Here is a 25,784-nt window from a genome sequence, read left to right as displayed (position 1 = left end):
CGGCTGCTCCCTTGAAACGTCCCCATCCCGCACTGATCGCCGTGCTCGCGGCGGCGGCCGCTGTTCATCTGGCGGTCGCCGTGGCGGATTTCGGCACGCTCGCCCGTAACGGATTTCTGTACGACGACAGCTTCTACGCCTTCCAGATTGCGCGCAACATCGCGCACGGGCTGGGTCCCACGTTCGACGGCGTAAACCCTACCAACGGGTTTCAACCGCTCTACGTTGGCCTGCTGGTCCCGATCTTCCTGATTGCGGGCGACGGTCCCGCGCTGCCGGTGCACCTCGCCCTGGTGATGTCTGCCCTGCTCACCGTGGCCACGGCCTTTCTGCTCTACCGGCTCATCGCGCGTCGCGCGAGCCCGGTGGCGGCCGCCGTCGCGACCGCGGCGTGGGCGTTTTCTCCCATCGTCATGCGGCAGAGCGCCAACGGCCTCGAGACCGCGCTCGCGTTGTTCATGCTGGCCGCGTCGGTGACCTGGTACCTGGAGAAGATACGCCCGGTGGCGCAGCCGGCGCGCCGCCGGTTTGCCATCATGGGCGCGCTATTGGGCGGCGCGTTCCTGGCGCGTGCGGACCTGGGGTTCCTCGCGCTGGCCATGACGCTCGACTATCTGCTGGTGGTGCGCGCGCACGGCGCGCGGCCACGCTGGGGCAAGGAACTCGCAACCGCCGCGGGGATGGGGCTGCTGGTGTGCCTGCCGTGGCTCACCTACGGGACCATTGCCGTCGGACTCCCGATACCCGAGAGCGGCCGCGCCACGCGCTATCTGTCGCTGGCCTACGCGCCCTTCTTCGACCTGGGCGGCGAGTCGCTGGTTCGCGAGGGACCCTCGTGGGATTTCGTGGCCGCGCACGCCTCGCGTTCGGTGCAGACCCTCAAGGTGATCCCCGCGTTCCACCCCATGTTTCGCGGCCTGCAGAAGCTCGGCGACCGCTTCGACGCGCCGGGGTTGTTCGGAGCACTGGCCAACGCCTTCGAGGCGCTGGTCCTGGCGGGCTTCGCGGTGTGGTGGTTCTGGCGCAGGCGGCAGCCGCACGGACGGCCGGCGCGCGAGTTCGATTTTCTGTTGCTGGTGGCGGTGATGTTCTTTGCCGCATACTCGACCGTGGTGTTCGGCGTGTTCTTCTTCCTGCGCTATTACTATCCCGTCTTCTTCATCGGTGCCATCTTCACCGGGTTCATGCTGGACGACGCGATTGCCTGGGTTGGCGCGCGCTCGCCGTCGGTACGGCGCATGGCGCTGGCGGCGAGCGGGGTCTACGCCGCGGCACTCCTGTTCATGGGGTACACGAGTGCCTTCCGCACCACGCCCGTCTACGGCTTCTACGACGCCGCGCGCTGGGTGGCCACGCACACGGACGCGTCGGACACCATCGGGGTGTTCCAGGGGGGGGCCATCGGATATCTCTCGGAGCGGCGGGTGGTGAATCTGGACGGCAAGGTTAACCGCGAGGCATTCGCGGCGCTCCGCGAACACCGGCTGGATGCCTACGTGCACGCATCCGGCATCGACATGGTGATGGACAGCGAGCGGGTGTTGAGTTTGTTTCTCGGCCCGTGGTCGGACGTCGAACGGCGGCATATCGAAACCGAGTGTGTCTTCACCGGCAGCGAGCACGGCGTGCCCGGCTGGATCGGGTACCGCGTGTCGCCGGCGGGGGGCGTCAACGCGGGTACGGCTGCATCGCCCGGAACGCGCTCCTCACCGGCCCGGCAGCCCTGAGCGGGGCGTCAGCCGCCGGACAGAATCCGCTCCCGCGGCGCGGCCATGCTGGCGGCGCCTTTTTTCATGCCCAGCACCGGGAGGCAGCGGGGAATCACCGACAGTTCCAGTGGCACCTCGCGGCGGCCCATGTACTCGCCGTCGATATGCATCGGAAAGGGCCGCGCGGCGGCGATGGTCACGCGCGCGCCGCGGTGAAAGGCGACCCCCGGGCTCGTGGTATGCGAGCCTCGCAGCGTGCGCGGCAGAATGGAGAGCATGCGCAGGCGGGGCATGCGCACCGCGGTGAACACGTCGATGAGGCCGTCGTCGGGCTTCGCGGACGGGTTGAGGTAGAAACCGCCGCCCGCCCTGGGGCCGTTGGCCGCGGACACCAGCAGGAAGTCTTCCTCCAGGATCACCCCGTCGATGGTGATCGAGTAGCGGATGCTCTCGTAGCCGGCCAGCGCCTTCATCACCGCCAGCAGGTAGAGCGGCAGGCCGCGCATGTTGCGGATGGAGAGGCTGTGGTAGGTCACCATGGCCTCGAAGCCGATCCCGATGCTGTTGGCGCAGAAGCGATCCCCGCAGTCGAGCACGTCCAGCCGCCAGCCCGCCCCCTCGTGGATGGTGGCCACCAGTTCATCCACCGTGGTGGGCGCGTTCACCATGGACGCGAAATCGTTGCCGGATCCGGTCGGAACGACGACAATGGGGACCGGACGTGGCATGAGACCGTTGACGGCTTCGCTCACCGTGCCGTCGCCGCCGACGACGCACACCAGGTCGGAATCGGACGCGGCGCGGCGCGCAAGCTCGGTCGCGTGGCCGGCTTCTTGCGTCCACAACAGATTGCTGTCGCCGGGGACTGCGCGCGCGAATGCTTCCACCATGCCGCGCGTGCGGCCGCGGCCGGCGGTGGGATTGGCGATGAAACTGATGCGCAACGAAATCTTCCTTTCATTCGCACGGCGTTGCACCCGCGGGAGCGGGCGACGCCCGAGGCTAGCCAACGCCGCGCGCTTCGCAAAGCGGAATCGCGGGGCGCTGGCCCTGGGTGTTGCCCTGCTGGTTCCGGGTGCGCCCGGCGCGTCGCGCCTCGAGGGCGCGTGGCACGTCGGCCCGCAACCGGCGGTCCGGGCCATCTGTCACGCGGGCGACACGCTGTGGGTGGGAACCGCGGCGGGCCTGTTCGTGGTCGACATTCGCAACGGCGCATTGCTGGAGCGCATCGAAGCCGGTGATCGCCTGCCCAGCGCGTCGGTGCGCGCCATCGCCGCGGTCGGCGACAGTGTGTTCGTGGCCACCGACGACGGGCTCGCACTGTACCGCGCCGGGGAGGTGCGCGTGTTCACGCCGCGCGCGCCGGCCGATATTCCTCTGGTTCCGCTGGTACGGCTCTACGGCGCGAGCATCGGCCGGCAACGCGAGGTGCTGCTGTCGACGCTGGGCTTTGGCGCGGGGGTGATCGCCCCCGGCGGCGGCTACGCCATCACCCGCGCCGACTCGCTCATGGACGACATCGTGTTCGACGTGAAGGACGGCCCGGATGACGGGCGCTACTTCGCAACCAACGCCGGGCTGTGCGCGCAATTCGGCGATACCACCTTCGCCTGGTACCAGGCGGGGGCGGGCCTGCCGCGCGGCGAGACGCGGCAGCTGGCGGTGGCCCCCGACGGGGCGCTCTTCGTCCTCGTGTCGCGCCAGGGAATCTATCGTTTCAACGGAAAGCGCGCGGCGCGGCTCCGTCCCCCGGATGACGTCCCGCTGCGCGACGCGCGCTCCATTTCGGCGGGTCCCGACGGGGCGCTGTGGGTGGCCGGCCGGGGCTGGATCCGGGTGCTGCGGGGCGGGCAGTGGCGCGAAGCGGGCATCGCGCCGGCCGACGCGGGTGCGGCCTGGAAGACCATCGTGGCCGACGGCGCGGGGGCGTTTGCCGGCAGCGACGACGGGCTGGTGGTGGCGCTCGACCGCGGGGTTCCGCTGCGTCTCGACCTGGGCGTCGGCCTTCCGGCGCCGCGCGTGGCCGCCATCGCGGCGAACGGAGCCGGGGCGGCGTGGTTCGTGAGCGGCGGGCGGCTGGTCCAGGCGGACGCCGTGGCGCGCAACGTCACCGTGGACGACGCACCGCCCGATGCCCGCGCCGTGACCATTGCGCCCGGCGGCGACGTGATTGCGGCGGGGCGCTGGACCGTGCGCCGGCGTGAAGGCGCCGGGTGGACCGACATGCATCCGGATCTCGCCGAGGCCGACCCGGCGTTCACCGCCGCGCGCACCGATGCGGACGGCGCGCTGTGGGTGGGCACGCGCTCGGGTGCGATCTACCGGTTCGACGGCGATATCTGGCTGCGCGTGGCGCGTGGCTCCGAGACCCTCGACGGACGCGGCATCCTCGACGTGCGCAGTGCGCCCGGAGGAACCTGGGCCATCGGCGCCGGCGTTCCGGTGCGCTGTGCCGACGGCGGTGTGGAACGGTTCGCCGGCATCGATTCCAGCGAGACCGTGGTGGACCTGGAACGCAGCCCGGCGGGCGAGTGGGTTGCCGTCACCGGCGGCGGGCTGTTCGTGTTCGACGACGATGCCACCGTGTGGCGCAAACGAGGGCTGCTGGAGGGAATTTCGGGGTCACAGCCGGGCCCGGCCACCATCGAGGGCACGCTCACCGCGATCGCCTTCGACGCCGCCGGCACGCTGTTCCTCGGCTCGACCGAGGGGCTGGGTGTGGTGGGCGCGGGCGGTGTGCGCTGGCTGCGGGCCGCGGACACCGATGGCGGCGAGGTTGCGGACCTGGTGGCGGAAGGCGGACGCCTGTGGATCGGCTTCGCCCGGGACGGATTCTCCGTGCTGCCCATCCCGTCGCTGCGGTAGCCGGGGCGACAAAACGCGTTTTGTGGCCGGGAAAGGCCTGTGCTAGACTTGAGTCTCTCACCAGATCGGACGGAGGTCCGTGAAGAGCCACTGATATCGACTCCGAATCGGCCGGGCGCAGCGCCCGAACATCGCAGGCCAGGGCAACAGACGACCCCGACAGGGAGTTGAGATTCGATAATGTGGCAGTTCGCATTCTGGTGCAGCCTCGCGCTCATCCTCTACATCTACATCGGCTACCCCGCCGCGCTGGCCGTGGCCGCACGCCTCTCGCGACGCCGTGATGCCCCCGATGGGGTTGCCCCCCCCTCCGTTTGCCTGGTCATCTCCGCCTTCAACGAAGAGGCGGTGATTCGCCGCAAGATCGAGAACAGCCTGGCGCTCGCATACGACGGGCGCCTCTCGATTGTCGTGGCCTCGGACGGTTCCGACGACCGCACCGCGGCCATCGCCGGCGACTATCGCGACCTGGGCGTGGAACTGTGGCACTCCCCGGCACGGCGCGGCAAGAACGCGGTCCTCAACGAGGTGGTCCCGCGGCGCACGGAAGCCGTCATCGTCTTCACCGACGCCAACTCGCTGTTCGCGCCGGACGCGGTATCCCGTCTGGTGGCGCCGCTGCGGGATTCGCACGTGGGCTGCGTGGTGGGCGAACTCTCCTACGCGCGCGACCTCACCTCGGTCGGGCAGGGCGAGAGCCTCTACTGGCGTTACGAGATGAAGGTCAAGGAACTGGAGAGCCGGCTGGGAAGCGTGCTGGTTGCCAACGGGTCGATCTTTGCGCTGCGCCGCGAACTGTTCGGGGAGCTGTTTGCAGACGTGGCCAACGACTTCCAGATCCCGTTCGATGTCGCCAACCAGGGCCGGCGCATCGTCTATGAGCGCGGCGCGGTGGCGGTGGAGCGGTCCGCCGAACTGTGGGAGGAGGAATTCGGCCGCAAGGTGCGCATCGTGATGCGCGGTCTCACCGGCTTCAGCCGGCTGCATCGGCGCATGCGGGGTGTGCGCCTGTGGCAGTTCGTTTCCCACAAGCTGCTGCGCTGGAGCGCCGGTCCCATCCTGGCGGTGCTGTTCGTGTCCACCGCCGCGCTGGCGGGTCGCTCGCCGGGTTACGCCGCCTTCCTCGGCGTGCAGGCGGTGTGCTATCTTGCCGCCTTCGCGGGCTGGTGCATGCGCGCCCGCGCCCGGGTTCCGCGCGCCCTCTACGTGCCGTTCTACTATATGATGGTCAACCACGCGGCGGCGGTCGCGTTCATTCGGTTTGCCAGCGGGGGGCGGCAGGTGGTATGGGAGAAGGCGGAAAGCACGCGTTTCGTGCCCGCAATGGAAGAGGGCCCGGCGGTGACGGACACCGTGGGTGCGGTGGCCGCTTCCGGGGCAGACGCGGCTTCGCGCGGAAGGCCCGTCGAGTAGCACGTCCATCAATACTTCATGCTGTTCTTCTTTCGGACCCTGATTGCCTGGCGCCGCTTCATCCTGGGATGGGGGGTGACCGGCGCGCTGGTGATGGCCGCGGTGAGTTTCATTCTGCCGCGCTGGTACACCGCCACCACGTCCATATTTCCGCCCGAGCCGTCCATGGCCATGCCCAGCTACACCGAGCTGGTGCAGCAGTTGTCCGCGCCGCTGCTCGGACCCACCGCCACCGGCGTTGCGCCGGAAACGGTCTACATCGAGATGCTCAAGAGCCGCACGCTGGGCGAGCGCATCATCGACGAGTTCGAGCTGATGCGCGTGTACAAGACCTCACGCATCGAGGACGCGCTGGAGGACTTCCACTCTCACATCGGCTTCTCGCTGCTCGACAACGGCCTCCTGATCATGACCTTCGAGGACAGGGATCCCGAACGTGCGGCGCAGATCGCCAACCGCATGATCGAAGAGCTGGACGATATCACGCGCGGGCTCAAGGTGACGCGCGCGGGACGCACGCGCGACTTCGTGGGCCGCCAGCTCGAGGAGCGCGAGGAGATGCTGGCCACGGCGGAGACCGAACTGAAGGACTTCCAGCAGGAGTTCAAGACGGTCGACCTGGACGAGCAGCTCCGTTCAGCCCTGGATCTCATCACCGAGCTTTCCAGCCGCGCCATCGCGCTGGAGACCGAACTGCAGATCATGGCGCACTACACCTCCAAGAGTTCCGCAGAGTATCAGCGCAAACAGACCGAGTACGGGGAAGTGGTGGGGCAGTTGGAGAAGCTCAAACGCGGCGCGAGTTCCGACGAGGACATCGTGCGCTCGTACCTTCCCACCATGGACGAGGTACCGGAGGTGGCGCTGCAGTACATGCGGCTGCGGCGCGCGGTCGAGGTGCAGACCGCGGTGTACACCATGCTGGTGAACGAGCACGAGAAGGCGCGCATCGAAGAGGCGCGCGACACGCCCGTGGTGCAGGTGCTCGACAAGGCCCACACGCCCAACCTGCGCAGCCGTCCCAAGCGCAAGATCCTGGTGATGGTGGGCGGTCTGCTGGGCCTGGGGTGGAGCTCGATGCTCGCCCTGTTCGTGACCGCGTGGCGGGAGGAATCGGGAAGAAACCAGACCATTCTCGAACTGCTGCGCCCGGTGGCCGCGGACTTTTCCCGCCTGCGCGGGCGTCCGAGAAGGCAATGACCTCCGCTGCCCGCGCGCTGTCGTCGCGGGGTGAGCGGCTGGTTCTGGCCGCACTCGCGCTCCTGCCCCTCGCCGTCTACCTGGCGGCGCGATTCCTGGGATACACCAAGTTTCTGCGCCTGGGTGCGGTGGCCGTCGCCGCCCTGGTCTTCGGCATGACCCTGTTCGTGCGACCGCGCTGGGGTCTCTTCTTCCTGGTCTTCTACATCTACTCCGGAGTCGGGTCGTGGCTGCCGGTCAACGTGGCCCTGCCGGTGTCGTTCATCGTCACCGGCGCGGTGCTGCTGCAACTGGTTCGCGGCGGGCAGAACCGCCTGGTGGACGCGTCCTTCTGGTGCGCGGTCGCGTTCTTCCTGCTCTTCTGCCTGCAGTCGATGCTCGTCGCGCCGGCGCCCATGCTCTCGGTGGTGGAGCTGGCCAACTTCGCCAAGATGCTGCTGGTGGTCTACCTGATCGTGCAGCTGGTGCGCACGGCCGACGATCTGCGCCGCCTCGCCTACGTGGTGTTCGCGGGTGCGGTGGCCACGGTGGTGCTGGGGGCGGCGGGGTTGTACCTGGGCATCGGGCCGGCGCAGGACAACTTCATCGGCGGGGTCTTCGTGCTGCGCTTCACCGGCGCGCACGAGAATCCCAACCGCGCCGCCGCCTACATGTGCTCCGCACTGCCGCTGGGGCTGTTCGGCGCCCGCAACAGCCGTGAGCCTTGGTTGCGGGCTGCGTTCATCGCGGGCGTGATCCTGCTGATCATCGGGATCTTCTCCACCTTCTCGCGCAGTGTCGTGGTTCCCTTTGCCGCCATCGCCCTGGCCGTGCTGGTGCGCGAGGTGCACAGCAAGCGCTCGTGGGTGTTCCTGCTGCTGCTCACCGTGGCCGGCATCGTGCTCACCCCGCGCTACTACTGGGACCGGGTGATGGCGTTGCGCGACGTGGCGTCGGGCAGCCAGAAGGACTGGTCGGTGTATACGCGCTGGCTGGCCATGACGACGGCGTGGGAGCTGTTCCTCAAGCACCCGCTGACCGGTGTGGGGCTGGGCAACTTCATCGTGGCCGGCGCCTACAAGGTCTTCCTGCGCATCGTGGCCCACAACACCTACCTCGAGATCCTGGTGGGCACGGGCATCTTTGGCCTCACCACCTTCCTGTGGATCCTGGCGGCCGGAATCCGCAGCGCGGTTGCGGGCGCCCGCCACCACTGGGCGTCGCAACCCGCCTGGGTGCGGTCCCTGTGCTTCTACGTCGCGCTGTCGGCGGTTTCCATCTGGCTCAGCGCGCTCTTCGGCAGCATGCCCTTCCGCTATCCCCTCTGGATCCCCGTTGCCGCGAGCCTCGTGGTGGGCAACCTCCTCCGCTCCGACCGGGCACAAGCTGCCGCCTGACGCCGTTCCCGCGGCCGCGCAAAATCCTTCGGAACCCCCGGGCCGGCGGCTGCGTAGAAAGGCCATGACACCGGACGCCGGCGAATGCCGGAGAGGCCGTAACCCTATTAAGGAGCGTCAATATCATGAAGTCATGGAATCTCACGCGCGGCGCCATCGCCCGCACGCTCTGGGTCGCACTGGCGATCGTTGCGGTTGCCGGCATCGTCGACGCGGGGGCAAAGGACAGGAAGCGCGACCGGGACCGGGTCCACTCGGGCTACATCGGGGTCTACATGCAGGATCTCACCGATGACGTCCGCGCGGGGCTCGACCTCAAGGTCAAGGACGGCGTGCTCATCAGCGGTGTCGCGGACGACAGCCCGGCCGAGAAGGCCGGCCTGGACGACGGCGACGTCGTGGTGAGCTTCAACGGCACCAGGGTCGGCACGCCGGACGAGCTGCGCGACGCGGTTCGCCAGGTGGAGCCGGGCACCGAGGCCAAAATGGAAGTCGTTCAGAACGGCAAGAAGAAGACCGTCACCATCACCGTGGGCGACCGTCCCGACCAGCAGTTCGGCTGGTTCTCGGCACCGGACGCCCCGCAGATCCACCGCGCACTGTCCATGTTCGGCGGACCGCGGCTGGGCATCCAGGCCCACGAGATCTCGGACGAGCTGGGCTCCTACTTCAATGCGAAGGAAGGCGACGGTGTCCTGGTGCTCGATGTGAACGACGCGTCGGTGGCGGAGAAGGCCGGTGTGCAGGCGGGTGACATCGTGCAGAAGATCGACGACACCAGAGTCGGGGACGTCGGTGACCTGCGCGACGCGCTGCGCGACTTCGAGGAGGGTGATACCTTCACCATTACCGTGCTGCGGCACGGCAAGACACAGCCGCTCAAGGCCACCATGGATGACCAGTCGGACGCCGAATTCTCGTGGAACTTCGACGGCCGCGCACCCCGCATGCACGGGATGCACCGCCAGCCGGGCGCGATGTACGAGTTCCGCATGCCGCGGCAGGACCGCGACACGCTGCGAGACGAACTCGACGAGCTGCGTGAAGAATTGAAGGAGTTGAAGGAGGAGCTGCGGAGCGCCGACTAGGCGCGCGAAACCCAATTGATCGTTGGCAACATTCCAAGCACCCGGATCGGGCGCGTCACACACCGGTGGGCGCGCCCGATTCGTTTGTGATGTGCGTGTACACGGCGAGCAGGGCGTCGCGTGCGCGCTCCGCCGAAAAGCGTTCCGCCACCAGGCGCGGGCCCTGTATCCGCGCGGAATCGTGCAGGCGCGCGTCTGCCAGTGCGCGCACAATGGCGCCGGCCAGCGCATCCGGCGCGGCGCCCGCGCTGAAGCAGCCGGTGACCCCATCCTCGATGAGGCCGGGGAGATCGCCCGCCCGCACCGCCACCACCGGCACGCCCGCCGCCATCGCCTCCAGTGCCGCGTTGGGGAGGCCTTCGTATTCGGACGCCACCACCACGCAGCCGAAACCGCCAACCAGCCCCGCGGCGTTTTCCACCTCGCCGGTGAAGGTCACCGCGTCGCCCAGCGGGGCGGCGCGTTCGCGCAACGCGTGCATGTCCGGCCCCTCACCCACAATGGTGAGGCGCGCGTCCGGAATTTGCGCGCGCACAATCGGCAGCGCGTCGATCACCTTCGCGAAGCGTTTGAGGGGCACCAGCCGTCCCACGCACCCGATCATGTGAAGGTCCCGGGGGGCGCCGGGTAACGCCGGCGGGATGATATTGGGAAGGCCGTGTACCCGCGAGGGTGCCACACCCACGGAACGGAGCAGGTACTCCCGGCCCGCATGGGAGTTCACCACAACCGCGTCGGCGCGGCGGAACATGATGCGCACGATGGCCGCGCGCGGCCCGGTGACGGTGAGCCGGTCGCTGCGCAGCGACATGACGACCGGCGCACGCAGCCTGCGTGCGGCGATGAACGCATAGGCATTGGATGCGTCGAGAAAACCGTGGATGACGTCCGGAGAGAAGACGCGCAGCGCGGCGGAAAGGGCCCGCAGGCGCGCCAGCTCGAAGCCGGCGCGGCGCGGCAGGTGGATGACCTCCGCGCCGGCGTTCAGCAGGCGGGTGCCGTAGGGCTCGCGCACGCCGGAGAGAACAACCACGCGCAGGATCGCGCGGCCGCGCAATGCTTCCGCGATGAGCGCGAGCTGGCGTTGTGCGCCGCCGTGGCCGAGGTCGTCGATGACAAAGCCGATGCGCAGCATGCACGCATTGTAGCGCGTACCCGCTGTCGCCCCCCACATAAAACCCGTTGGGGGGGTGATCGGGGCGTGCTAGAGTGCCTGCGGGATGCGTGCGCCGCGGCAACGCTTCAAGAATAATGCAAATCATCTGGCTGGCCGAGATCAAGTGGGACTACCTGCGTACGCGCAAGCAGCAGCTCATCGAGCGCCGCCCGCGGGACGTGGACGTGGTCTTCTTCGAGCCCTTCGTGCGCAACCGCGAAAACCACTATGAGCTGCGCGACGCCGCCGGCGTGCGCGTGGCCACCATTCCCTTCGTAAAGAACGTGCCCGGCGGACCGGCGCGTCCGCTCATGGAGCGCGCCTTCGTGCGCCGCGCGCTGGATGTCTCCGCGCTGCGCCGCGTGCGTGCCCGCCTGCAGGAAGCGGCCGTCGACCCGCGCGAGAGCGTGTGCGTGATCTCCAATGTGTATGCCGTGCACGTGGCGGTGGCGCTGGGCGCGCGTGCCATCGTGTACGATTGCAACGACGCGCACGCCGAGTTCCCGGGTATGCCGGCGTGGACGCGCGGTTACCAGGCCGAGACGCTGCAACGCGCGGACACGGTGATCGTGAGTTCGAAGGGACTGCTGCCGATCGCCGAAGAGACGCGTGGCTCGCTGGAGCGCGTGCACCTGGTGGGAAACGGCGTGGACGTCGCGCTTTTCTCCGCCGTGGCCGGCGCCGCGGCCGCGCCGCCCGAACCGGTGCGCGTGGGCTACGTGGGCGCGGTGGCGCCGTGGTTCGACTTCGATCTGGCGACGGCCATGGTGAAATCGCGCCCCGGCTGGCAGTTCGAGATTGTCGGACCGGTGCTGGGCGGGGTGGAAGAAAAACTCGCCGCACTCGCCGCGCATCCCAACGTGGCGGTGGGGGGAGCGGTGCCGCACGCGGAGGTTCCCGGCGTGCTGGCGCGTTTCACGGTGGGGATGATCCCGTTCGTGCGCAACGCGCTCACCGCCGGTGTCAATCCCAACAAGCTGTACGAATACCTGGCCGCGGGGCTGCCGGTGGTGGCGACGCCGTTCTCACCGGATGTCGAGGCCGAGACCGACGTGATTGCGCTCGCCGGGGATGCGGCGGCCTTCGAATCCGCCTGCGGGCTGCTGGCGGCGGCGCGTCAGGACCCGCAGCGCTCGGCCTTGATGCAAGCGCGCGCGGCGCAGATTGCGCGCGCCCACGACTGGGACGCCATTGCCGCCGAGTTCTGGTCGCGCGTTGCGGCCGCACAGCCTTCGCCGTGACGCCGGTGCGCCGGGGTGGTACACTGCCGGCGCGTATCCGAGAGGAGGAAGCATGACCTTCATCAACCGATTTGTCTCCATGCTCACCGCGCCGTCGCGCGTGTTCGACGACATCCGCGAGAGCCGCGTGGGTTGGAAGCAGCCCTGGCTGATCATCTCCGTGATGTACATGGTCCTCACCTTTCTCAGCCTGCCCATCCAGGTGGCGCTGCTGGAGTTGAACCCGCAGGACGTCTCGCCCGAGATACTGGACCAGCAGATCCGCATGGTGGACTCGTTCGGCTGGGTCTGGGTGGTGCTGACGCCGCTGGGTGTGCTGGTAATGCAACTCATCGTGGCCGGGCTCACCTACATCCTGGTGACGATCATGTCGCAGCGTGCGACCTTCAAGCAGTACCTCTCGCTGAACTTCTTTGCCGGCATCCCGGCCATGATCGGTCAGTTGCTTTCCGTGGTTCTCATCCGCACGCGCGGTCTGGAGCGGATCATGGGACCCGAGGATGCGCGCATGTCCTTCAGCCTGCGCGCCCTCGCGCCGCCCGACAGCGCCGCCCTGAAGGGACTCTACGGCGGTGTGGAGTTCTTTACCATCTGGAGCCTGGTGCTGCTGGCGATGGGCCTGTCGCGCGTGTTCGGCATGAGCCGGGCGCAGGCCATCGGGGTTGTGATCCCGCTGTGGCTGATCATGGTGGTGATGCTGATCCTCGGCGAGATTTTCGGCGGGATGGGCGGCTAGCGCAGCTCGCCTTCGCCCGCCCGCAGCATCGGCGCCAGCGCGTCCGCGCACGCCTCGCCTGCCAGCCGGTTGCCGCGCCGGGTGAAGTGCCCGTCCACGCGGAAGTAGAGATCTTCGCCGTTGGCGCGGTAGTCCGCGACCAGCGCGGGGAGCACGTCGATCCACGGAAAACCGTTCTCCGCCGCCACCGCGCCGAGCCGCGCGTCGATGACGGTGGGGTCGATTCCCTCGAAGTGGTAACCGTGCGCGATGGTGAGCACCGCAAACTGCTGCGGGATGGAAACCACCGCGAAGCCGGTGTTGCGAACCTCACAATACGCGTTCATTTCTCCCAGGAGTTGTGCGGTCAGCTGGATCTGCCGCTGCACGTTCTCGTCGGGCGGGGTGGCGTAGTACTCCCTGCGCGAGGTGAGCATGAACAGGCGCGCGTAGGCGCGATCGTTGCCCATGAGCAAGCGCCGGGCCAGCGCCAGCGTGTGCAACCCGCCGCGACGGCCGCGGTGCTCGCGCATGGACTGCGGGGCGGGCGCGTCCAGGGGCGTGTTGGTGTACACGTCGTTGGCCAGAAATCCCAGCAGCACCAGGTCGGGCCGCACCTCGGAGAGAATCCGCGACAGGTAGTGCAGTTCGGCGCGCGTGTCGTAGCCCTCCACCCCCGCGTTCACCACCACAACGTCCAGGCCGCGTGCGCGCAGCGCCTGTTGCATCACCTCGGTCCACACGTAGGGCGCGTCGGTGGCGCACCCGAAGGTGAACGAGTCGCCCAGCACCAGGATGCGCACCGCCGCGGAGTCGGCCTCGGGTTGCGGAAACAGGCGCCGTCCGTCGGCGCCGATCTCGTAGCGCACGGTGAATTCGGGTGAGTGGTAGACGGAACTCGCCCCCGGGCGGTAGCGGTGCCCCAACACGCTGTCGGGTACGGCCCGCGAGAAGGCGGAGAGGTTCTCGGTGCGCGGAACCTGGGGGTTGAGGGCGCGCAGCAGCCCCTCGCAGACCAGCAACGCCACCATCGCCACCGCGGCGCTCACCGCGGCGTCCTTCACAAAACGCCGCAGGCGCGGCCAGAAGGGTCCGGTTCCCGGCATGCCGGCAACCTTACGGCCCGGGGCCGAACGGCGTCCACAGCGGCCTTGCGGGCCGGGGCGCCGCATTGACAGCGCCGCGACCCCGGTGCTAGAATGGCAAATTCCAACTCCAAGTCTGCATTGAGGTTGCGGCGATGCCGCGACATCCACCGGTTCGAGAAGGAGGCACATCGTGAAGCAGTTTCCCGCGGCCAACATCCGCAACATTGCCGTGGTGGGGCACCAGGAATCGGGCAAGACCATGCTGTCCGAGTCGTTGCTCTACACCGCGGGTGCGATAACCCGCCTGGGCCGCGTCGAAGACAAGAACACCACGATGGATTACCACCCGGAGGAGATGGCCCGCGGTATTTCCATCCACTCCGGGGTGGCGCACTGCGAGTACAACGACACCAAGATCAACCTGGTCGACACGCCCGGATACGAGGACTTCGTGGGCGACGCGCTCATGGGCCTCGACGTGGTGGAGGGAGCCATCGTGACCCTGCGCGCCGACGCCGGTGTCGAGGTGGGAACCGACCGCGTGTGGGGCTTCCTGCGCGAGCGCAACCTCCCGGCGATATTCGTCGCCAACCGCATGGACAAGGAGCACGCCAACTTCGACACCTGCATCGAGCACCTCCACGAGCACTTCGGCGCCGGCGTGCACGCGATGCAGGTTCCCATCGGCACCGGCGATTCCTTCCGCGGCATCATCGACCTGGTGGACATGAAGGCCTACGAACTGGAGCGCGACGGCAACGCGGTGAAGCCCATCGACATCGACATTCCCGCCGACCTCAAGGCGCGCGTGTTGGAACTGCGCAAGGAACTCATGGAGGCGGCAGCCGAGTCCGACGAAGCGCTCATGGAGAAGTACCTCGAGGCCGAGTCGCTCTCCGAGGAGGATTTCCGCACCGGCCTCACCGAAGGAATCCGTGCCGCCGAACTCTTCCCGGTGCTGTGCGCCTCGCCGGTGCACAACATGGGCGGCGCGCTCATCCTGGATGCCATCGTGCGCTTCATGCCCGCCGCGGATACCGGCGTGGGGCACACCACCGACGACAAGGAGATCAAGTGCGGGGACAAGGGCGCGCCGGTGGCGTACGTGTTCAAGAACATCTCGGACCCGCACGTGGGCGACATGCTGGTGGCGCGGGTATACCGCGGCACCATCACACCCGGGCTCGATGTGCACAACACCACGCGCAACACGGCCGAACGCACGGGGCAGCTGTTCCTGGTCAACGGCAAGGCGCGCGAGGAGGTCCAGCAACTGGTGGCGGGTGACATCGGCGCGCTGGTGAAGCTCAGGGCCACCAAGGTGCTGGACACGCTCGCCGACAAGGCCAGCGGCACCGTCATCCGGCCCACCCAGCTGCCCAAACCCTCCATCAACTCGGCCATCGCGCCGGTCGCCAAGGCGGACGACGAGAAGATGGGTTCCGGTCTGCACCGCCTGATGGACGAGGATCCCACCTTCGAGGTGGAGATGAACGCGGAGACGCATCAGACCCTCATCGCGGGCCAGGGAGAGCTGCACCTGGAGATCCTCGTGCACCAGCTCAAGGAACGCTACGGTGTGGAGGTGACGCTGGACAAGCCGCGCATCCCCTACAAGGAAACCATCCGCAAGGCCGCCCAGGCGCAGGGCCGCCACAAGAAGCAGACCGGCGGCCGCGGCCAGTTCGGCGACGTGTGGCTCAAGATCGAGCCGCTGCCGCGCGGGCAGCAGTTCGAGTTCGTCGACGCGGTGGTGGGTGGCAACGTGCCGGGCAAGTTCATCCCCGCGGTGGAGAAGGGTGTCGTCGCCACCATGGAAATGGGGGTCATCGCCGGCTACCGCATGGTGGATATCAAGGCCACCATCTACGACGGCAGTTATCACACGGTGGATTCGTCCGAGCAGGCCTTCAAGACCGCCGGTTCGCTGGCCTTCAAGGCCGCGGTCGAAAAGGCGAGCCCGGTGCTGCTGGAGCCCATCGTGAATCTGCGCGTCAAGGTGCCCGACGAGTACATGGGCGACGTGATGGGCGACCTGAGCGGCCGCCGCGGCAAGATCCAGGGCACCGAGAACCAGGGCAAGTTTGCCATCATTAATGCGCAGGTTCCCATGGCGGAGCTGTACAAGTATTCCACGCACCTGCGCTCGATGACGCAGGGGCGCGGGTCGCACACGCGCGAGATTTCGCACTACGAAGAAGTGCCGCGCGACCAGACCGAGAAGATCATCGCCGAGTACAAGGCGCAGCAAGAGGCCCTTCACAAGTAACGCACCAGGAGAGTCGAGCGCAGTATGTCCGGACATTCCAAGTGGTCAACCATCAAGCACAAGAAGGCGAAGACCGACGCCGTGCGCGGCCGGGTATTCACCAAGCTGATTCGGGAAATCACCATCGCCTCGCGCGAGGGCGGCGGCGACCCCGGCGGCAATCCGCGGCTGCGCCTGGCCATCCAGGCGGCGAAAGAGAACAACATGCCGGCGGAGAACATCGAGCGCGCCATCAAGAAGGGCACCGGTGAGCTGGAGGGGCAGATCCTCGAGGAGTTCTCCTACGAGGGATACGGGCCGGCGGGGGTGGCGTTGATCATCGACGTGGTGAGCGACAACCGCAACCGCACCACCGGCGAGGTGCGCCACGCGCTCACCAAGCACGGCGGCAGCCTGGGCGAGAACGGGTGCGTGTCGTGGAACTTCGAGACGCGCGGCGTGATCACCATCGACAAGAAGGGCGTCGACGAGGACCGCCTCATGGCGGCGGCACTCGACGCCGGCGCGGCCGACGTGAGCGACGAGGAGGACGTCTTCGAGGTCTACACCGAACCGGTGGATTTGTCCGCCGTGAGCGAGGGGCTCAAGTCGGCCAAGTTCTCGTTCGACGCGGCCGAGGTTCGCAAGGTGCCCAAGACCTACGTCAAGCTCGACGGCGAGGACGCGCGCAAGGTGATCCGGCTGGTCGAGGCGCTGGAAGACCTGGACGACGTGCAGCGCGTGAGCGCCAACTTCGACATTCCCGACGAAATCCTGCAGGGGTAGGGACGGCCGGACCATGCCTGGCGCCGGGAGGATCGGGGAAGAGGGAGCGGAAGCGGCGCGCGCGGCACGGGCCCGCAGCGTGGTCGGCTGGCGCATCCTCGGCGTCGACCCGGGCAGCACCTGCACCGGCTTCGGGCTGGTGCAGGGCAGCGGCGACGACGTCACCTACCTGGCCTCCGGCACCATCCTCGCGCCCCGCGGCGCTACCCGCTACCAGCGCCTGCGCGGCATCTACACCGGCATCGAGCGCGTCATCCGCGAGCACCGGCCCACCCACTTCGCCATCGAGGACGTCTTCTACAGCAAGAACCCCAGGAGCGCCCTGGTGCTGGGCGAGGCGCGTGGCGCGGCGATCCTTGCGGCTTCCCTCGCGGAAATCCCCATCTTCGAGTATTCTGCGCGTGAGGTGAAGCAGTCGGTGACCGGCAACGGTGCGGCCGACAAGAGCCAGGTGAGCTACATGCTGGGCAAGATACTCAAGCTCGCGCAACTACCAGAGCGCGCGGACGAGTCCGACGCCATCGCCATCGCCATGTGCCACGCCTTCAAGCGTCGCGACTGGAGTGCGAAGTGATTGCGCGCCTGCGCGGCCGCGTGGTCTCCGCACACCCGGCGTGTGTCGTCGAGGTGGGCGGGGTGGGCTTCGAAGTCGCCATCCCGGAGAAGGACCGCGAAACGCTCTCGCCCATGGAGGGCGAGGTGGTGTTCCACACCCACATGGTGGTGCGTGAGGACCGCATGAGCCTGTTCGGTTTCCTGCACCGCGTGGACCGCGACCTGTTCTTGAAACTGATCGAGGTGTCGGGCGTGGGCCCCAAGGTCGGGCTGGCGGTTCTCTCCAACCACCCGGCCGCGCGCGTGGCGGGTGCGATCAAGTCGGGCGACACCGTGTTCCTGTCCAAGATACCGGGCATTGGCAAGAAGACCGCCGAGCGCATCGCCATGGAGCTCAAGGACAAGCTGGACGCGTTCGACACGCCCGCGGAGCGCAAGGCCCCGAAGATCGCCGTGCGCGAGGAGGTGCTGCTGGCGCTGACCTCGCTGGGCATGACGCGGGGTGCGGCCGAAAGCGCGCTGGACCGCATGGAGTGGAACGCCGACGAGACACCCAACGTGGAGGACGTGGTGCGGCGCGCGCTGCGCTACGCCAGCGGTGGATAGGAACGCATGACCAGTCACGACGACGAACGCATCACCAGCCCGGCCGATCTTCCCGAGGAGGCGCGCAGCGACGCGCTGCTGCGCCCGAAGCGGCTGGACGAGTTCGTGGGGCAGACCGAGCTCAAGCAGAACCTGCGCGTGTTCATCGACGCGGCGCGCCAGCGCGGCGAACCGCTGGACCACGTGCTGCTGTACGGCCCGCCCGGGCTGGGCAAGACCACGCTGGCGCACATCATCGCCGGCGAGCTCGAGGTGCCCATCAAGACCACGTCGGGGCCCGCGTTCCAGAACGCGGCCGAACTGCTGGGCGTGCTGAGCCACCTGGAGCACAACCACCTCGTGTTCATCGACGAGATCCACCGCCTGCCGCGCATCCTCGAGGAGCACATGTACCAGGCCATGGACTCGCTCAAGTGCGAGCTCATCGTGGACAAGGGACCCAACGCGCGCCACTACACGCTCAACATCGAACCGTTCACGCTGGTGGGTGCGACCACGCGCGCGGGCATGATCACCGCCCCGTTGCGCGACCGCTTCGGCGTGGTGATGCGCCTGGACTTCTACTCGCCGGAAGAACTGTGCACCATCATCAAGCGCTCGGCGGGGATTTTGGGCATCGAGGTGTCCGAGGACGGCGCGGAGGAAATCGCGCGCCGCTCGCGCGGCACGCCGCGCATCGCCAACCGCTTGCTCAAACGCACGCGCGACTTCGCGCAGGTGCAGGGCAAGAACACCATCGACCGCGAGGCGGCGGACTTTGCACTGGGGCGCTTGCGCGTGGACCAGCGCGGGCTGGACGAGATGGACCGGCGCATCCTGCAGATGATCGTCACCCACTTCGGTGGCGGCCCGGTGGGCATCCAGAGTCTGGCGGTGGCGGTGAGCGAGGAGCAGGAGACGCTGGAGGACGTGTACGAGCCGTTCTTGATCCAGCAGGGCTTCCTGCAGCGCACGCCGCGCGGGCGCATCGCCACCCCGCTCGCACTCACCCACCTGGGCCTCACGGCGACCTCGCAGGACGGTGAATCGCAGCGGTTGTTGTAAGGCCGGGCCGCGCGCTGCGCCGCGACTCGTGATGCCGCTCCTCCGCTCAGGGTCCTCGGCTTACGACCGTATGCGTCTCGACGAACTCGATTATCACCTTCCCGATGAACTGATCGCGCAGGGACCGGCGCGCGAGCGCGGCGCGAGCCGTCTGCTGGTGCGCGCGCGCGACGGGTCGCGCGAGACGGTGCATACCACGTTCGATCATCTCCCCGAGTTTCTGCGCGCGGGGGACGTGCTGGTGCTCAATCGCACGCGCGTGGTGCCGGCGCGCCTGCTGGCGCGGCGCGACGACGGGCTGGACGTCGAGGTGCTGTTCATCCGCGAGGCTGGCGACGGCCGCTTTGCGGGGTGGGTGCGCCCTTTGAAGAAACTCAAGCCGGGTGATGAGCTGCGGCTGTCGGATACCGCGGCTATCCGGTTTGTCGGGCGTGGAGAAGAGCGCGAAGGGATTTTCGAGGTGCTTGATGCCGGCGTGCGTGTGTTGGACCTGCTCGACGCGCACGGCCACGTGCCCCTGCCTCCCTACATTCGCCGGGGTGATGAGGGAGCGGATCGTGATCGTTATCAGACCGTCTATGCGAAGGAGCCGGGTTCGGTGGCGGCACCCACCGCGGGGCTGCACTTCAACGACCTGATGCTTCGGCGTGTTTTGGACATGGGCGTCGACGTGCAGACGCTGGTGCTGCACGTGGGCCCCGGCACCTTTCAGCCGCTGGATCACGACGTGCTGGAGGAGAACCGCCTGCACGCGGAACCGTTCACGATCGATGCGAGTACACTCGCGTCGATCGCAGCAGCCAGGAGCGAGAAGCGGCGCGTGATCGCCGTGGGAACGACCGTCGCGCGCACACTCGAGACCATCGCCGCACGCGGATGGATTGCGGAACCTGCCGTCGACCGCAGCGGCGAGACCGACCTCTTCGTATACCCCGGGTATTCGTTCCAGGTGGTGGACGCGCTGCTCACCAACTTCCACCTGCCGAAATCCTCGCTGCTGGCCCTGGTGTGCGCCTTCGCGGGAACGCGGCCCACCCTCGCGCTGTACCAGGATGCGGTGGCGCGCGGCTACCGCTTCTTCAGCTACGGCGACGCCATGTTCATCGCATGAGGACGCCCCGAACGCTTGTGCTTGGCGGCTGACGCGTTTCCCTGCTACCGTATCCACGCGGGCGACGTGCGCCGTTTCAACCGCCCCGGAAGGTCTTTCCATGAAGAAGAAAATACTGGTTTCGCTTGGGGTCGTGCTTGGGGTTGTCGTCATCGCGGTGGTGGTGCTGGTCGCCAACCTGGGCCGTATCGTCAACAGCAAGAAGGACGTGCTGCTTGCGCAGGCCGAGAAGCAGATCGGCCGTGACGTCTCCGTGGGGGACGTGGGCGTCGCGTTGTGGCCGGAGATCGGCGTGCGCGTGCGCGACGTCACCGTGTCGGAAGATCCGGACTACGGCACCGAACCGTTCGTGCGCGTGGCCGACCTGCGCGTGAACGTGGCGCTGATGCCGCTGTTGAAGAAGCGCGTCGACATCAAGCGCTTCGTCTTGAACGACCCCGTCATTAATGTGATCAAGGGCGAGGGCAACCGGTTCAACTTCACCAGCATGGTGGAGGCGGCGGGCGGCGGTGCGGCGGGCGCGGGCGGCACCGGCGCATCAGGATCGAGCGCGGCTGCGGTGCCGTTCGTGCTGGCGGTGGCCGACATCGAGAACGGCGTGGTTCGTTATGTCGACCCGGCGCAGGCGATGGATCGCACCATCCGCGACATCGACTTCTCCGCCCAGAACGTGAGCCTGGACTCGAAGATCACCGCCACCCTGGCGGCGGCGGTGTTCGGTGAGACCCAGGATGTGCGCATCGAGGCCGTCATCGGCCCGCTGGGTGCCGGGGCCAACCCCGCCGACCTCGCGGACAAGCCGCTCGGTGCCACCGTGTCCATGGGACCGGTGAAGCTCTCCACCCTGGCGGCGCAGAAGCCCGGCGCAAAGCCCCTCGACCCCGCGCAGGACGGCACGCTCACGGTGGACGCGACGCTCTCCGGCACCTTCGGTGCCGCGGTGTTTGACGAAGTATCCTTGGAGATGATGGTGCTGGGTGCCACCGAACCCAACGTCGAGATCACCTCCACCGCGGGCCCCTTCAACCTGCTGGCCGAATCCACGCTGGTGTTCAGCGGCGCGCGCGTGAAGGGCGACCTCAAGACGGCGCCGATTTCGCTGGCGTCACTTCCCATGAAACCCACCGCGCCTGGGAAACCGGCGCCGAAGCTCGGCGGCGAGATCACCGCTACGGCGGCCTTCGAAGGCGAGGCGACGGCACTCGCGTTCACGTCGCGCGTCGACGCCACCCAGGCGACCTATGAAGTCGAGGGCGCATTCGCCAAGCCGGCGGGCATTCCGGCCGTGTTCGAGGCGCAGGGCACGTTCCACCCCGAGGGCACGCCCAACGAAGGCGTCGAATTCACATCTATCGACGCCACCGTGCACGCGCTCAAGGCGCGCGGATCCGGCACACTGGTGCCGTTCAAGGGCAGGGAGGCGATGCGCTTTTCCTTCGACGCCACCACCGCCATCGCCCCGTGGAAGGATCTCATGCCGTCGCTGGCGCCGTTCGCGCCGTCGGGCGACGCCACCGTGAAGCTCGTCGTCAGCGGCGCGCCCAAACCGGGCGTGGAACCCGGAATCACCGGCACCGCGACGTTCGCCAACGTGAGTGCCACCCTTCCCAATGTTCCCAACCCGCTCAAGGACGGCAAGGGTAGCGCGTCGTTCACCGCCAAGAGCGCGCGCGTCGAAGACGCCACCTTCACCATCGGCAAGAGCGCGTTTCGCGCGAAGGCGGACATCCCGTCGTTCGAGCCGATGGCGGCGACGTACAGCGTCGTTTCCAAAGAGGTGTGGCGCGCGGACGTGCAGGCGGCGGCGCCCAACGCGCCCCAGCTGCCGCGCCCCGAGGTGTTCCGCGACGTCACCGTCACCGGCAAGTCGACGGAGATTCCCGGTGCGGCGAAGCCGGCGCCGGGTGCGCCCAAGCCGCTGCAGAACGACCTCGAGATCGCCTCGAAAAGCGGCATCGCCTCCAACATCGACTACACCGACGCCACCGCGTCGGTGCGCGCCACGACCGAGAAGGTCATCATCGACCGCTTCAGCGCGAAGGCGATGGCGGGGACCATCAGCGGCAGCGGCACCATGGAGCCGCTCACCGCGACGTTCGACGTCACCTCCAAGGTTGAGAACGTGAATCTCGCCGAGTACTTCCGCTTCAAGTCGCCAGCACTGGCCGATGCGGTGGCGGGACGCATCAGCGCCGATTTCAACATTTCCGGATCCGGCAGGACGTGGGAGGACATCCAGAAGACGCTGGCCGGCAGCGGCGGTGCGGTGGTCATCGAGGGCGCGCTGCTCAATGTCAACGTGGTCAAGCAGCTGTTCGCGTCCATCCAGGGCATGCCCATGGTGCCGGCGGACCTGACCGCGAAGATGGCGGCCAGGAACCCCAAGCTCTTCGCCAGCAACACCACGGTGTTCAAGAACCTGGCCGGCAAGGTGACCATCGCCGACGGCAAGCTGCAGGTGCCCGACCTGAAGATCGCGTCGGCCGACTTCGCGCTCAACGGAACGGGCTGGTTCGGGCTGAACAAGGACATGAACATGAGCGGCACCTTCACGCTGTCCGACGCGCTCACGCGCGACCTGCTCGCACAGGTGCCGATGGCGAGGTACCTGCTGACGCCGGGTGGCAAGCTGGACGTGCCGCTGACGTTCTCGGGCGCGGTCATGAAGCCAAACGTCGCGGTGGACATGACGGCGCTCACCGCGCGCGCGCAGCAGTCGCTGGTCGACGAGGGCAAGCAGAACCTGAACTCGGAAGTGAAGGGGCTGCTGGACAAGCTCAAGAAGAAGGACTAGCCCGGAGGACGACGGGCGGGCGGCGGGCGCGATACCGATCCGACGCGATTTCCGCAGCGCGATTTCAAATGTTTCGCGCGAGGACCATGAGCGGAGGAGCGGTATCGCGCCCGCCTCGTGTGTGCCGAAGTCCCTAGCCGCCCGTGGCCCGCGCGCGGTCGCCCAGGAACAGCCTGAGCATGTACCACACCGTGCCGATCGCCACCACGAAGCACACCAGGAAGATTCCGAACACCGACCACTGCGGCGACACCGGAGTGGTGGCCGGGTCGAATTCGCCGCGCAGCACGATGAGCCGCAGCACGTGGCGGATCACCACCATCGACAGCAGCGAGACGAACAGCATGGCGCCGGCGCCAAGGAACTTCTTCTTGAAGAAGAAGTGCAGCGACCCCAGCGACAGCACCAGCGACACCAGGATGAGCCAGATGGCAATGGAACGCATTAGCGGCAGCAGCGCCTCTCCCAGTGTCATCATGTACGCCAGCCCCAGCACAATCGACACCGCCATGCCCCACAGGTAGAAGCCGCGCCCCAGTTTGTAGACGTTCTCGTCGTTGCGCCCCAGCAGTCCCACGCAAAACGCACCCACGGTGACCGCGCCGGAGAGCATGTGCAGCCAGCGGAAGCCCCACGCGCCCGCGTCGGGATTGGCCACGGCGCCGGACTGGTTGGCGGCGTACAGCAGACGGTAGAGGTCCGGCCGCTCCGCCATGGCGAAGACGGTGCTGTACACCCACGACACGTAAGCCAGCAGCAGCAGCGAAATGCCCAGGAACAGCGGCACGCGCCTGCCGCCGCCGCGGGATGAGAAGGCCGCGCCGTACAGGAAGTAGTACGCCACGATCACTGCCACCACGATGAACAGCCACAGCCAGCCGCTCACGATGGAGGCGGCGTAGGCCTGCTTGTGGTAGACCAGTTGCAGGAACAGCAGCGGCGCCACGCCCAGTGTCACCGTGGCCGCGAGTGCGGTGGGGAAGAGCTGCACGAAGCGGCGCACCACCGGGTTCTGCCACTTGTCGTCCAGCTTTCCGAACAGCAGCACGAACATCCCGCCAAACAGGAAGTTCATGGCCACGAAGTGCAGCGTCAGGGTCACGATGTGTAGAATCGTGACCAGCCACAGCGGGGCGGACAGGAAGTTGTAGTCGGGGAGATTCATTACTCCGCACCCCCTTCCGGCAGGCTCTTGAACCAGGCGATGAGCGCGGCCCGCTCGGCGTCGCTGCCCGTGAAGTCGGGCATCCCCTCCCCGTAATCCTCGCCGTTGTCGAAGATGTCGTTGTAGTCGGCATCATCCAGCCCGGTGACCGAGTCCAGGTTTTCGCGGTAGCCGCCGATCACGTGGCAGCGCCCGCAGCGCACCTCGTACACCTGGCGGCCCAGCGCGGCACCGGCGAGGCCGTGTATCTCCTCGAAGGGGCGCTGGTCGACGCGCTCCCAGATGTGGTCCGCAATCATGCGCGCCTCCTCCTCGGTGCCGAGAAACGGCGGCATGTTGCCGTGCAGGAGTTCGGTGCCCATCACGATGCCGGCAATGAACTCCGGATCGGTACCATTAAAGACGGGCGCCAGCGGCTTGTAGCCGTCGATGGTGTGGCAGCTGCGGCAGGCGCGGCGGAACAGGTCCGCGCCGTCGTCGCCGGTGCGGAAGGCGATGTGCGGCAGCAGGCCGTCGGAACGGTAGCTATCCGCCATGGAGACTTCCGTCGCGTTGCCGTACATGAAGCCGTAGATCACGTACGGCTTGCGGATCGATTCGCGCATCCACTCGAAGCCGCCGAAGAAGCCCAGCCCCAGCGCCATCATCACCACGGCGACCGCCGTGGTCATGCGCTTCGGAATCAGCAGGCCGAACACCACCGTCACCGCGGTGAGCGCGCCCAGGAACCACAGCGCCGCGTCGATGGCGGTAAACGGCGTGCGCATGCGCTCCACCGCCGCGGCCATGAGGTCGTCCGGAATCGCGCCGAGGAACCAGAACCACGACGGCACCATCACCGCGACACCGGCCAGTATCCACAGCGCGTTGTCGCGCACCAGGCGGCCGCGGAAGTCGCGGTCGCGCTCGCGCGACGCCACCAGCATGGCGTATACACCCGCCAGCGTAATGCAAAGGCCGGTGCGGAACACCAGCGAAGAGAAATAGGTGGGATTGAGGAAGCCGTGCCAGAAGCTCCCCGTTTCCAGCCAGCGGCCGGGGGTGAGCATGAAGCTGATGATGCCGTCGATGACCACCAGCGACAGCCACGCCGCGATGAAGTAGATCCAGCCCACCACCACGTGGTTGCGCGCGGACATGGTCTTCCAGCCGTAGAAATAGATGATGGCCGCGGCAATCTCGATGACGAAGAAGGTCCACTCGATGGCCCATCCCCACACGAAGTTGTGGATGAGGACCTCGGTGGCAGCGGGGTTGAGCAGCCCAATGATGAACCAGATGCCCACCCCGGTCAGCGCGCCGAAGACCACGCTGACCAGCACGAAGAACTTGCTGAGCGACCGCAGGTAGGTGAGCCGGCGCGCGTCGTTGTGGCGGCGGGCGGAGATTTCTACGAGGACAAGATAGAGGCCGCCGCCGATGGCGAAGTGCGAAACGAACACGTGGACGACGGCGATCACGGCCATCAGCACGCCGTACCCGATGCCGACATCCCAGAACGGATAATTCACGTGACATGCTCCCGGTGCGCGGCCAAATCTGGCTATTTGCGCCCATGCAACCACACCCGGCCCGCACCGGGCAACGGGAAATGCGGCGTGGGCGCCGGCGGTCTCCCGTCCGC

General features: G+C 67.6%; 20 protein-coding genes. 15 read left to right on the top strand and 5 right to left on the bottom strand.

The window, feature by feature from the left end:
- Positions 1-11: 11 nt before the first annotated feature.
- On the top strand, positions 12-1,727 hold the full coding sequence (locus OEX18_01520; protein ID MDH4335942.1) for a glycosyltransferase family 39 protein: 1,716 nt from the start codon (positions 12-14) through the stop codon (positions 1,725-1,727).
- An 8-nt stretch (positions 1,728-1,735) separates the two neighbouring features.
- Here the strand turns inward: OEX18_01520 and OEX18_01515 are convergent, their stop codons facing one another.
- Positions 1,736-2,653, bottom strand: a complete 918-nt coding sequence (locus OEX18_01515) for a YegS/Rv2252/BmrU family lipid kinase (protein MDH4335941.1) — start codon at positions 2,651-2,653, stop codon at positions 1,736-1,738.
- Between OEX18_01515 and OEX18_01510 the strand changes: the two genes are divergently transcribed.
- The 5 genes from OEX18_01510 (at position 2,637) to OEX18_01490 (ending at position 9,651) form a co-directional block, all read left to right on the top strand.
- Positions 2,637-4,574 carry a hypothetical protein gene (locus OEX18_01510; GenBank protein ID MDH4335940.1) on the top strand — a complete coding sequence of 646 codons (1,938 nt, stop codon included), beginning with the start codon at positions 2,637-2,639 and terminating at the stop codon, positions 4,572-4,574. The two genes, OEX18_01515 and OEX18_01510, sit on opposite strands and share 17 nt — an antisense overlap.
- Before the next feature lie 180 nt (positions 4,575-4,754).
- Positions 4,755-5,987 carry a glycosyltransferase family 2 protein gene (locus tag OEX18_01505; protein ID MDH4335939.1) on the top strand — a complete coding sequence of 411 codons (1,233 nt, stop codon included), beginning with the start codon at positions 4,755-4,757 and terminating at the stop codon, positions 5,985-5,987.
- Between the two features lie 18 nt (positions 5,988-6,005).
- Complete coding sequence (locus OEX18_01500) at positions 6,006-7,187, top strand: Wzz/FepE/Etk N-terminal domain-containing protein (protein ID MDH4335938.1); 1,182 nt, start codon at positions 6,006-6,008, stop codon at positions 7,185-7,187.
- Complete coding sequence (locus OEX18_01495; GenBank protein ID MDH4335937.1) at positions 7,184-8,563, top strand: O-antigen ligase family protein; 1,380 nt, start codon at positions 7,184-7,186, stop codon at positions 8,561-8,563. Before OEX18_01500 ends, OEX18_01495 begins: the two co-directional genes overlap by 4 nt.
- A gap of 125 nt (positions 8,564-8,688) precedes the next feature.
- Entirely contained in the window at positions 8,689-9,651 is a 963-nt protein-coding gene (locus OEX18_01490; GenBank protein MDH4335936.1) for a PDZ domain-containing protein, read from the top strand.
- 55 nt (positions 9,652-9,706) lie between these two features.
- Here the strand turns inward: OEX18_01490 and OEX18_01485 are convergent, their stop codons facing one another.
- The gene (locus OEX18_01485) at positions 9,707-10,786 is read right to left on the bottom strand and encodes a glycosyltransferase family 4 protein (GenBank protein ID MDH4335935.1); all 1,080 of its coding nucleotides are present in this window, start codon (positions 10,784-10,786) and stop codon (positions 9,707-9,709) included.
- Between the two features lie 116 nt (positions 10,787-10,902).
- Here OEX18_01485 and OEX18_01480 point away from each other — a divergent pair, with 116 nt between their 5' ends.
- Both OEX18_01480 and OEX18_01475 read left to right on the top strand, forming a co-directional pair.
- A complete protein-coding gene (locus OEX18_01480) occupies positions 10,903-12,048 on the top strand; it encodes a glycosyltransferase (protein ID MDH4335934.1) in 1,146 nt (381 codons plus the stop codon).
- 52 nt (positions 12,049-12,100) lie between these two features.
- On the top strand, positions 12,101-12,784 hold the full coding sequence (locus OEX18_01475; GenBank protein MDH4335933.1) for a YIP1 family protein: 684 nt from the start codon (positions 12,101-12,103) through the stop codon (positions 12,782-12,784).
- Here OEX18_01475 and OEX18_01470 read toward each other — a convergent pair.
- Entirely contained in the window at positions 12,781-13,869 is a 1,089-nt protein-coding gene (locus OEX18_01470; GenBank protein MDH4335932.1) for a GDSL-type esterase/lipase family protein, read from the bottom strand. The two genes, OEX18_01475 and OEX18_01470, sit on opposite strands and share 4 nt — an antisense overlap.
- A gap of 172 nt (positions 13,870-14,041) precedes the next feature.
- Here OEX18_01470 and fusA point away from each other — a divergent pair, with 172 nt between their 5' ends.
- The 7 genes from fusA (at position 14,042) to OEX18_01435 (ending at position 22,995) form a co-directional block, all read left to right on the top strand.
- The gene (gene fusA / locus OEX18_01465) at positions 14,042-16,120 is read left to right on the top strand and encodes an elongation factor G (GenBank protein ID MDH4335931.1); all 2,079 of its coding nucleotides are present in this window, start codon (positions 14,042-14,044) and stop codon (positions 16,118-16,120) included.
- 24 nt (positions 16,121-16,144) lie between these two features.
- Complete coding sequence (locus OEX18_01460) at positions 16,145-16,885, top strand: YebC/PmpR family DNA-binding transcriptional regulator (GenBank protein MDH4335930.1); 741 nt, start codon at positions 16,145-16,147, stop codon at positions 16,883-16,885.
- A 13-nt stretch (positions 16,886-16,898) separates the two neighbouring features.
- Positions 16,899-17,459, top strand: a complete 561-nt coding sequence (gene ruvC / locus OEX18_01455; GenBank protein MDH4335929.1) for a crossover junction endodeoxyribonuclease RuvC — start codon at positions 16,899-16,901, stop codon at positions 17,457-17,459.
- Positions 17,456-18,046 carry a Holliday junction branch migration protein RuvA gene (gene ruvA / locus OEX18_01450; protein MDH4335928.1) on the top strand — a complete coding sequence of 197 codons (591 nt, stop codon included), beginning with the start codon at positions 17,456-17,458 and terminating at the stop codon, positions 18,044-18,046. The genes ruvC and ruvA overlap by 4 nt, the downstream gene beginning before the upstream one ends.
- Before the next feature lie 6 nt (positions 18,047-18,052).
- Complete coding sequence (ruvB, locus tag OEX18_01445; GenBank protein MDH4335927.1) at positions 18,053-19,090, top strand: Holliday junction branch migration DNA helicase RuvB; 1,038 nt, start codon at positions 18,053-18,055, stop codon at positions 19,088-19,090.
- Positions 19,091-19,160: 70 nt separating this feature from the next.
- A complete protein-coding gene (queA, locus tag OEX18_01440) occupies positions 19,161-20,201 on the top strand; it encodes a tRNA preQ1(34) S-adenosylmethionine ribosyltransferase-isomerase QueA (GenBank protein ID MDH4335926.1) in 1,041 nt (346 codons plus the stop codon).
- A gap of 100 nt (positions 20,202-20,301) precedes the next feature.
- Positions 20,302-22,995 carry an AsmA family protein gene (locus OEX18_01435; protein MDH4335925.1) on the top strand — a complete coding sequence of 898 codons (2,694 nt, stop codon included), beginning with the start codon at positions 20,302-20,304 and terminating at the stop codon, positions 22,993-22,995.
- Between the two features lie 133 nt (positions 22,996-23,128).
- On the opposite strand, the gene OEX18_01430 is transcribed toward OEX18_01435, so the two are convergent.
- Both OEX18_01430 and OEX18_01425 read right to left on the bottom strand, forming a co-directional pair.
- Positions 23,129-24,160: a hypothetical protein gene (locus OEX18_01430; GenBank protein MDH4335924.1), complete on the bottom strand. Its 1,032-nt coding sequence runs from the start codon at positions 24,158-24,160 to the stop codon at positions 23,129-23,131.
- The gene (locus OEX18_01425) at positions 24,160-25,671 is read right to left on the bottom strand and encodes a c-type cytochrome (GenBank protein ID MDH4335923.1); all 1,512 of its coding nucleotides are present in this window, start codon (positions 25,669-25,671) and stop codon (positions 24,160-24,162) included. Before OEX18_01425 ends, OEX18_01430 begins: the two co-directional genes overlap by 1 nt.
- Between the last annotated feature and the right edge of the window lie 113 nt (positions 25,672-25,784).

The organism is Candidatus Krumholzibacteriia bacterium, assembly GCA_029865265.1.
In the GTDB taxonomy this organism is placed as follows: domain Bacteria; phylum Krumholzibacteriota; class Krumholzibacteriia; order WVZY01; family JAKEHA01; genus JAKEHA01.
Note: the sequence above shows the minus strand (reverse complement) of the source record. Positions and strands in the feature narration are given on the sequence as shown.

What these genes read in the sequence shown, in the direction of transcription:
- OEX18_01510 (MDH4335940.1), top strand. Translation starts at nt 2,637, where the DNA reads ATGAAACTGATGCGCAACGAAATCTTCCTTTCATTCGCACGGCGTTGC.
- OEX18_01505 (MDH4335939.1), top strand. Translation starts at nt 4,755, where the DNA reads ATGTGGCAGTTCGCATTCTGGTGCAGCCTCGCGCTCATCCTCTACATC.
- OEX18_01500 (MDH4335938.1), top strand. Translation starts at nt 6,006, where the DNA reads ATGCTGTTCTTCTTTCGGACCCTGATTGCCTGGCGCCGCTTCATCCTG.
- OEX18_01495 (MDH4335937.1), top strand. Translation starts at nt 7,184, where the DNA reads ATGACCTCCGCTGCCCGCGCGCTGTCGTCGCGGGGTGAGCGGCTGGTT.
- OEX18_01490 (MDH4335936.1), top strand. Translation starts at nt 8,689, where the DNA reads ATGAAGTCATGGAATCTCACGCGCGGCGCCATCGCCCGCACGCTCTGG.
- OEX18_01485 (MDH4335935.1), bottom strand. Translation starts at nt 10,786, where the DNA reads ATGCTGCGCATCGGCTTTGTCATCGACGACCTCGGCCACGGCGGCGCA.
- OEX18_01480 (MDH4335934.1), top strand. Translation starts at nt 10,903, where the DNA reads ATGCAAATCATCTGGCTGGCCGAGATCAAGTGGGACTACCTGCGTACG.
- OEX18_01475 (MDH4335933.1), top strand. Translation starts at nt 12,101, where the DNA reads ATGACCTTCATCAACCGATTTGTCTCCATGCTCACCGCGCCGTCGCGC.
- OEX18_01470 (MDH4335932.1), bottom strand. Translation starts at nt 13,869, where the DNA reads ATGCCGGGAACCGGACCCTTCTGGCCGCGCCTGCGGCGTTTTGTGAAG.
- OEX18_01460 (MDH4335930.1), top strand. Translation starts at nt 16,145, where the DNA reads ATGTCCGGACATTCCAAGTGGTCAACCATCAAGCACAAGAAGGCGAAG.
- ruvC (MDH4335929.1), top strand. Translation starts at nt 16,899, where the DNA reads ATGCCTGGCGCCGGGAGGATCGGGGAAGAGGGAGCGGAAGCGGCGCGC.
- ruvB (MDH4335927.1), top strand. Translation starts at nt 18,053, where the DNA reads ATGACCAGTCACGACGACGAACGCATCACCAGCCCGGCCGATCTTCCC.
- queA (MDH4335926.1), top strand. Translation starts at nt 19,161, where the DNA reads ATGCGTCTCGACGAACTCGATTATCACCTTCCCGATGAACTGATCGCG.
- OEX18_01435 (MDH4335925.1), top strand. Translation starts at nt 20,302, where the DNA reads ATGAAGAAGAAAATACTGGTTTCGCTTGGGGTCGTGCTTGGGGTTGTC.
- OEX18_01430 (MDH4335924.1), bottom strand. Translation starts at nt 24,160, where the DNA reads ATGAATCTCCCCGACTACAACTTCCTGTCCGCCCCGCTGTGGCTGGTC.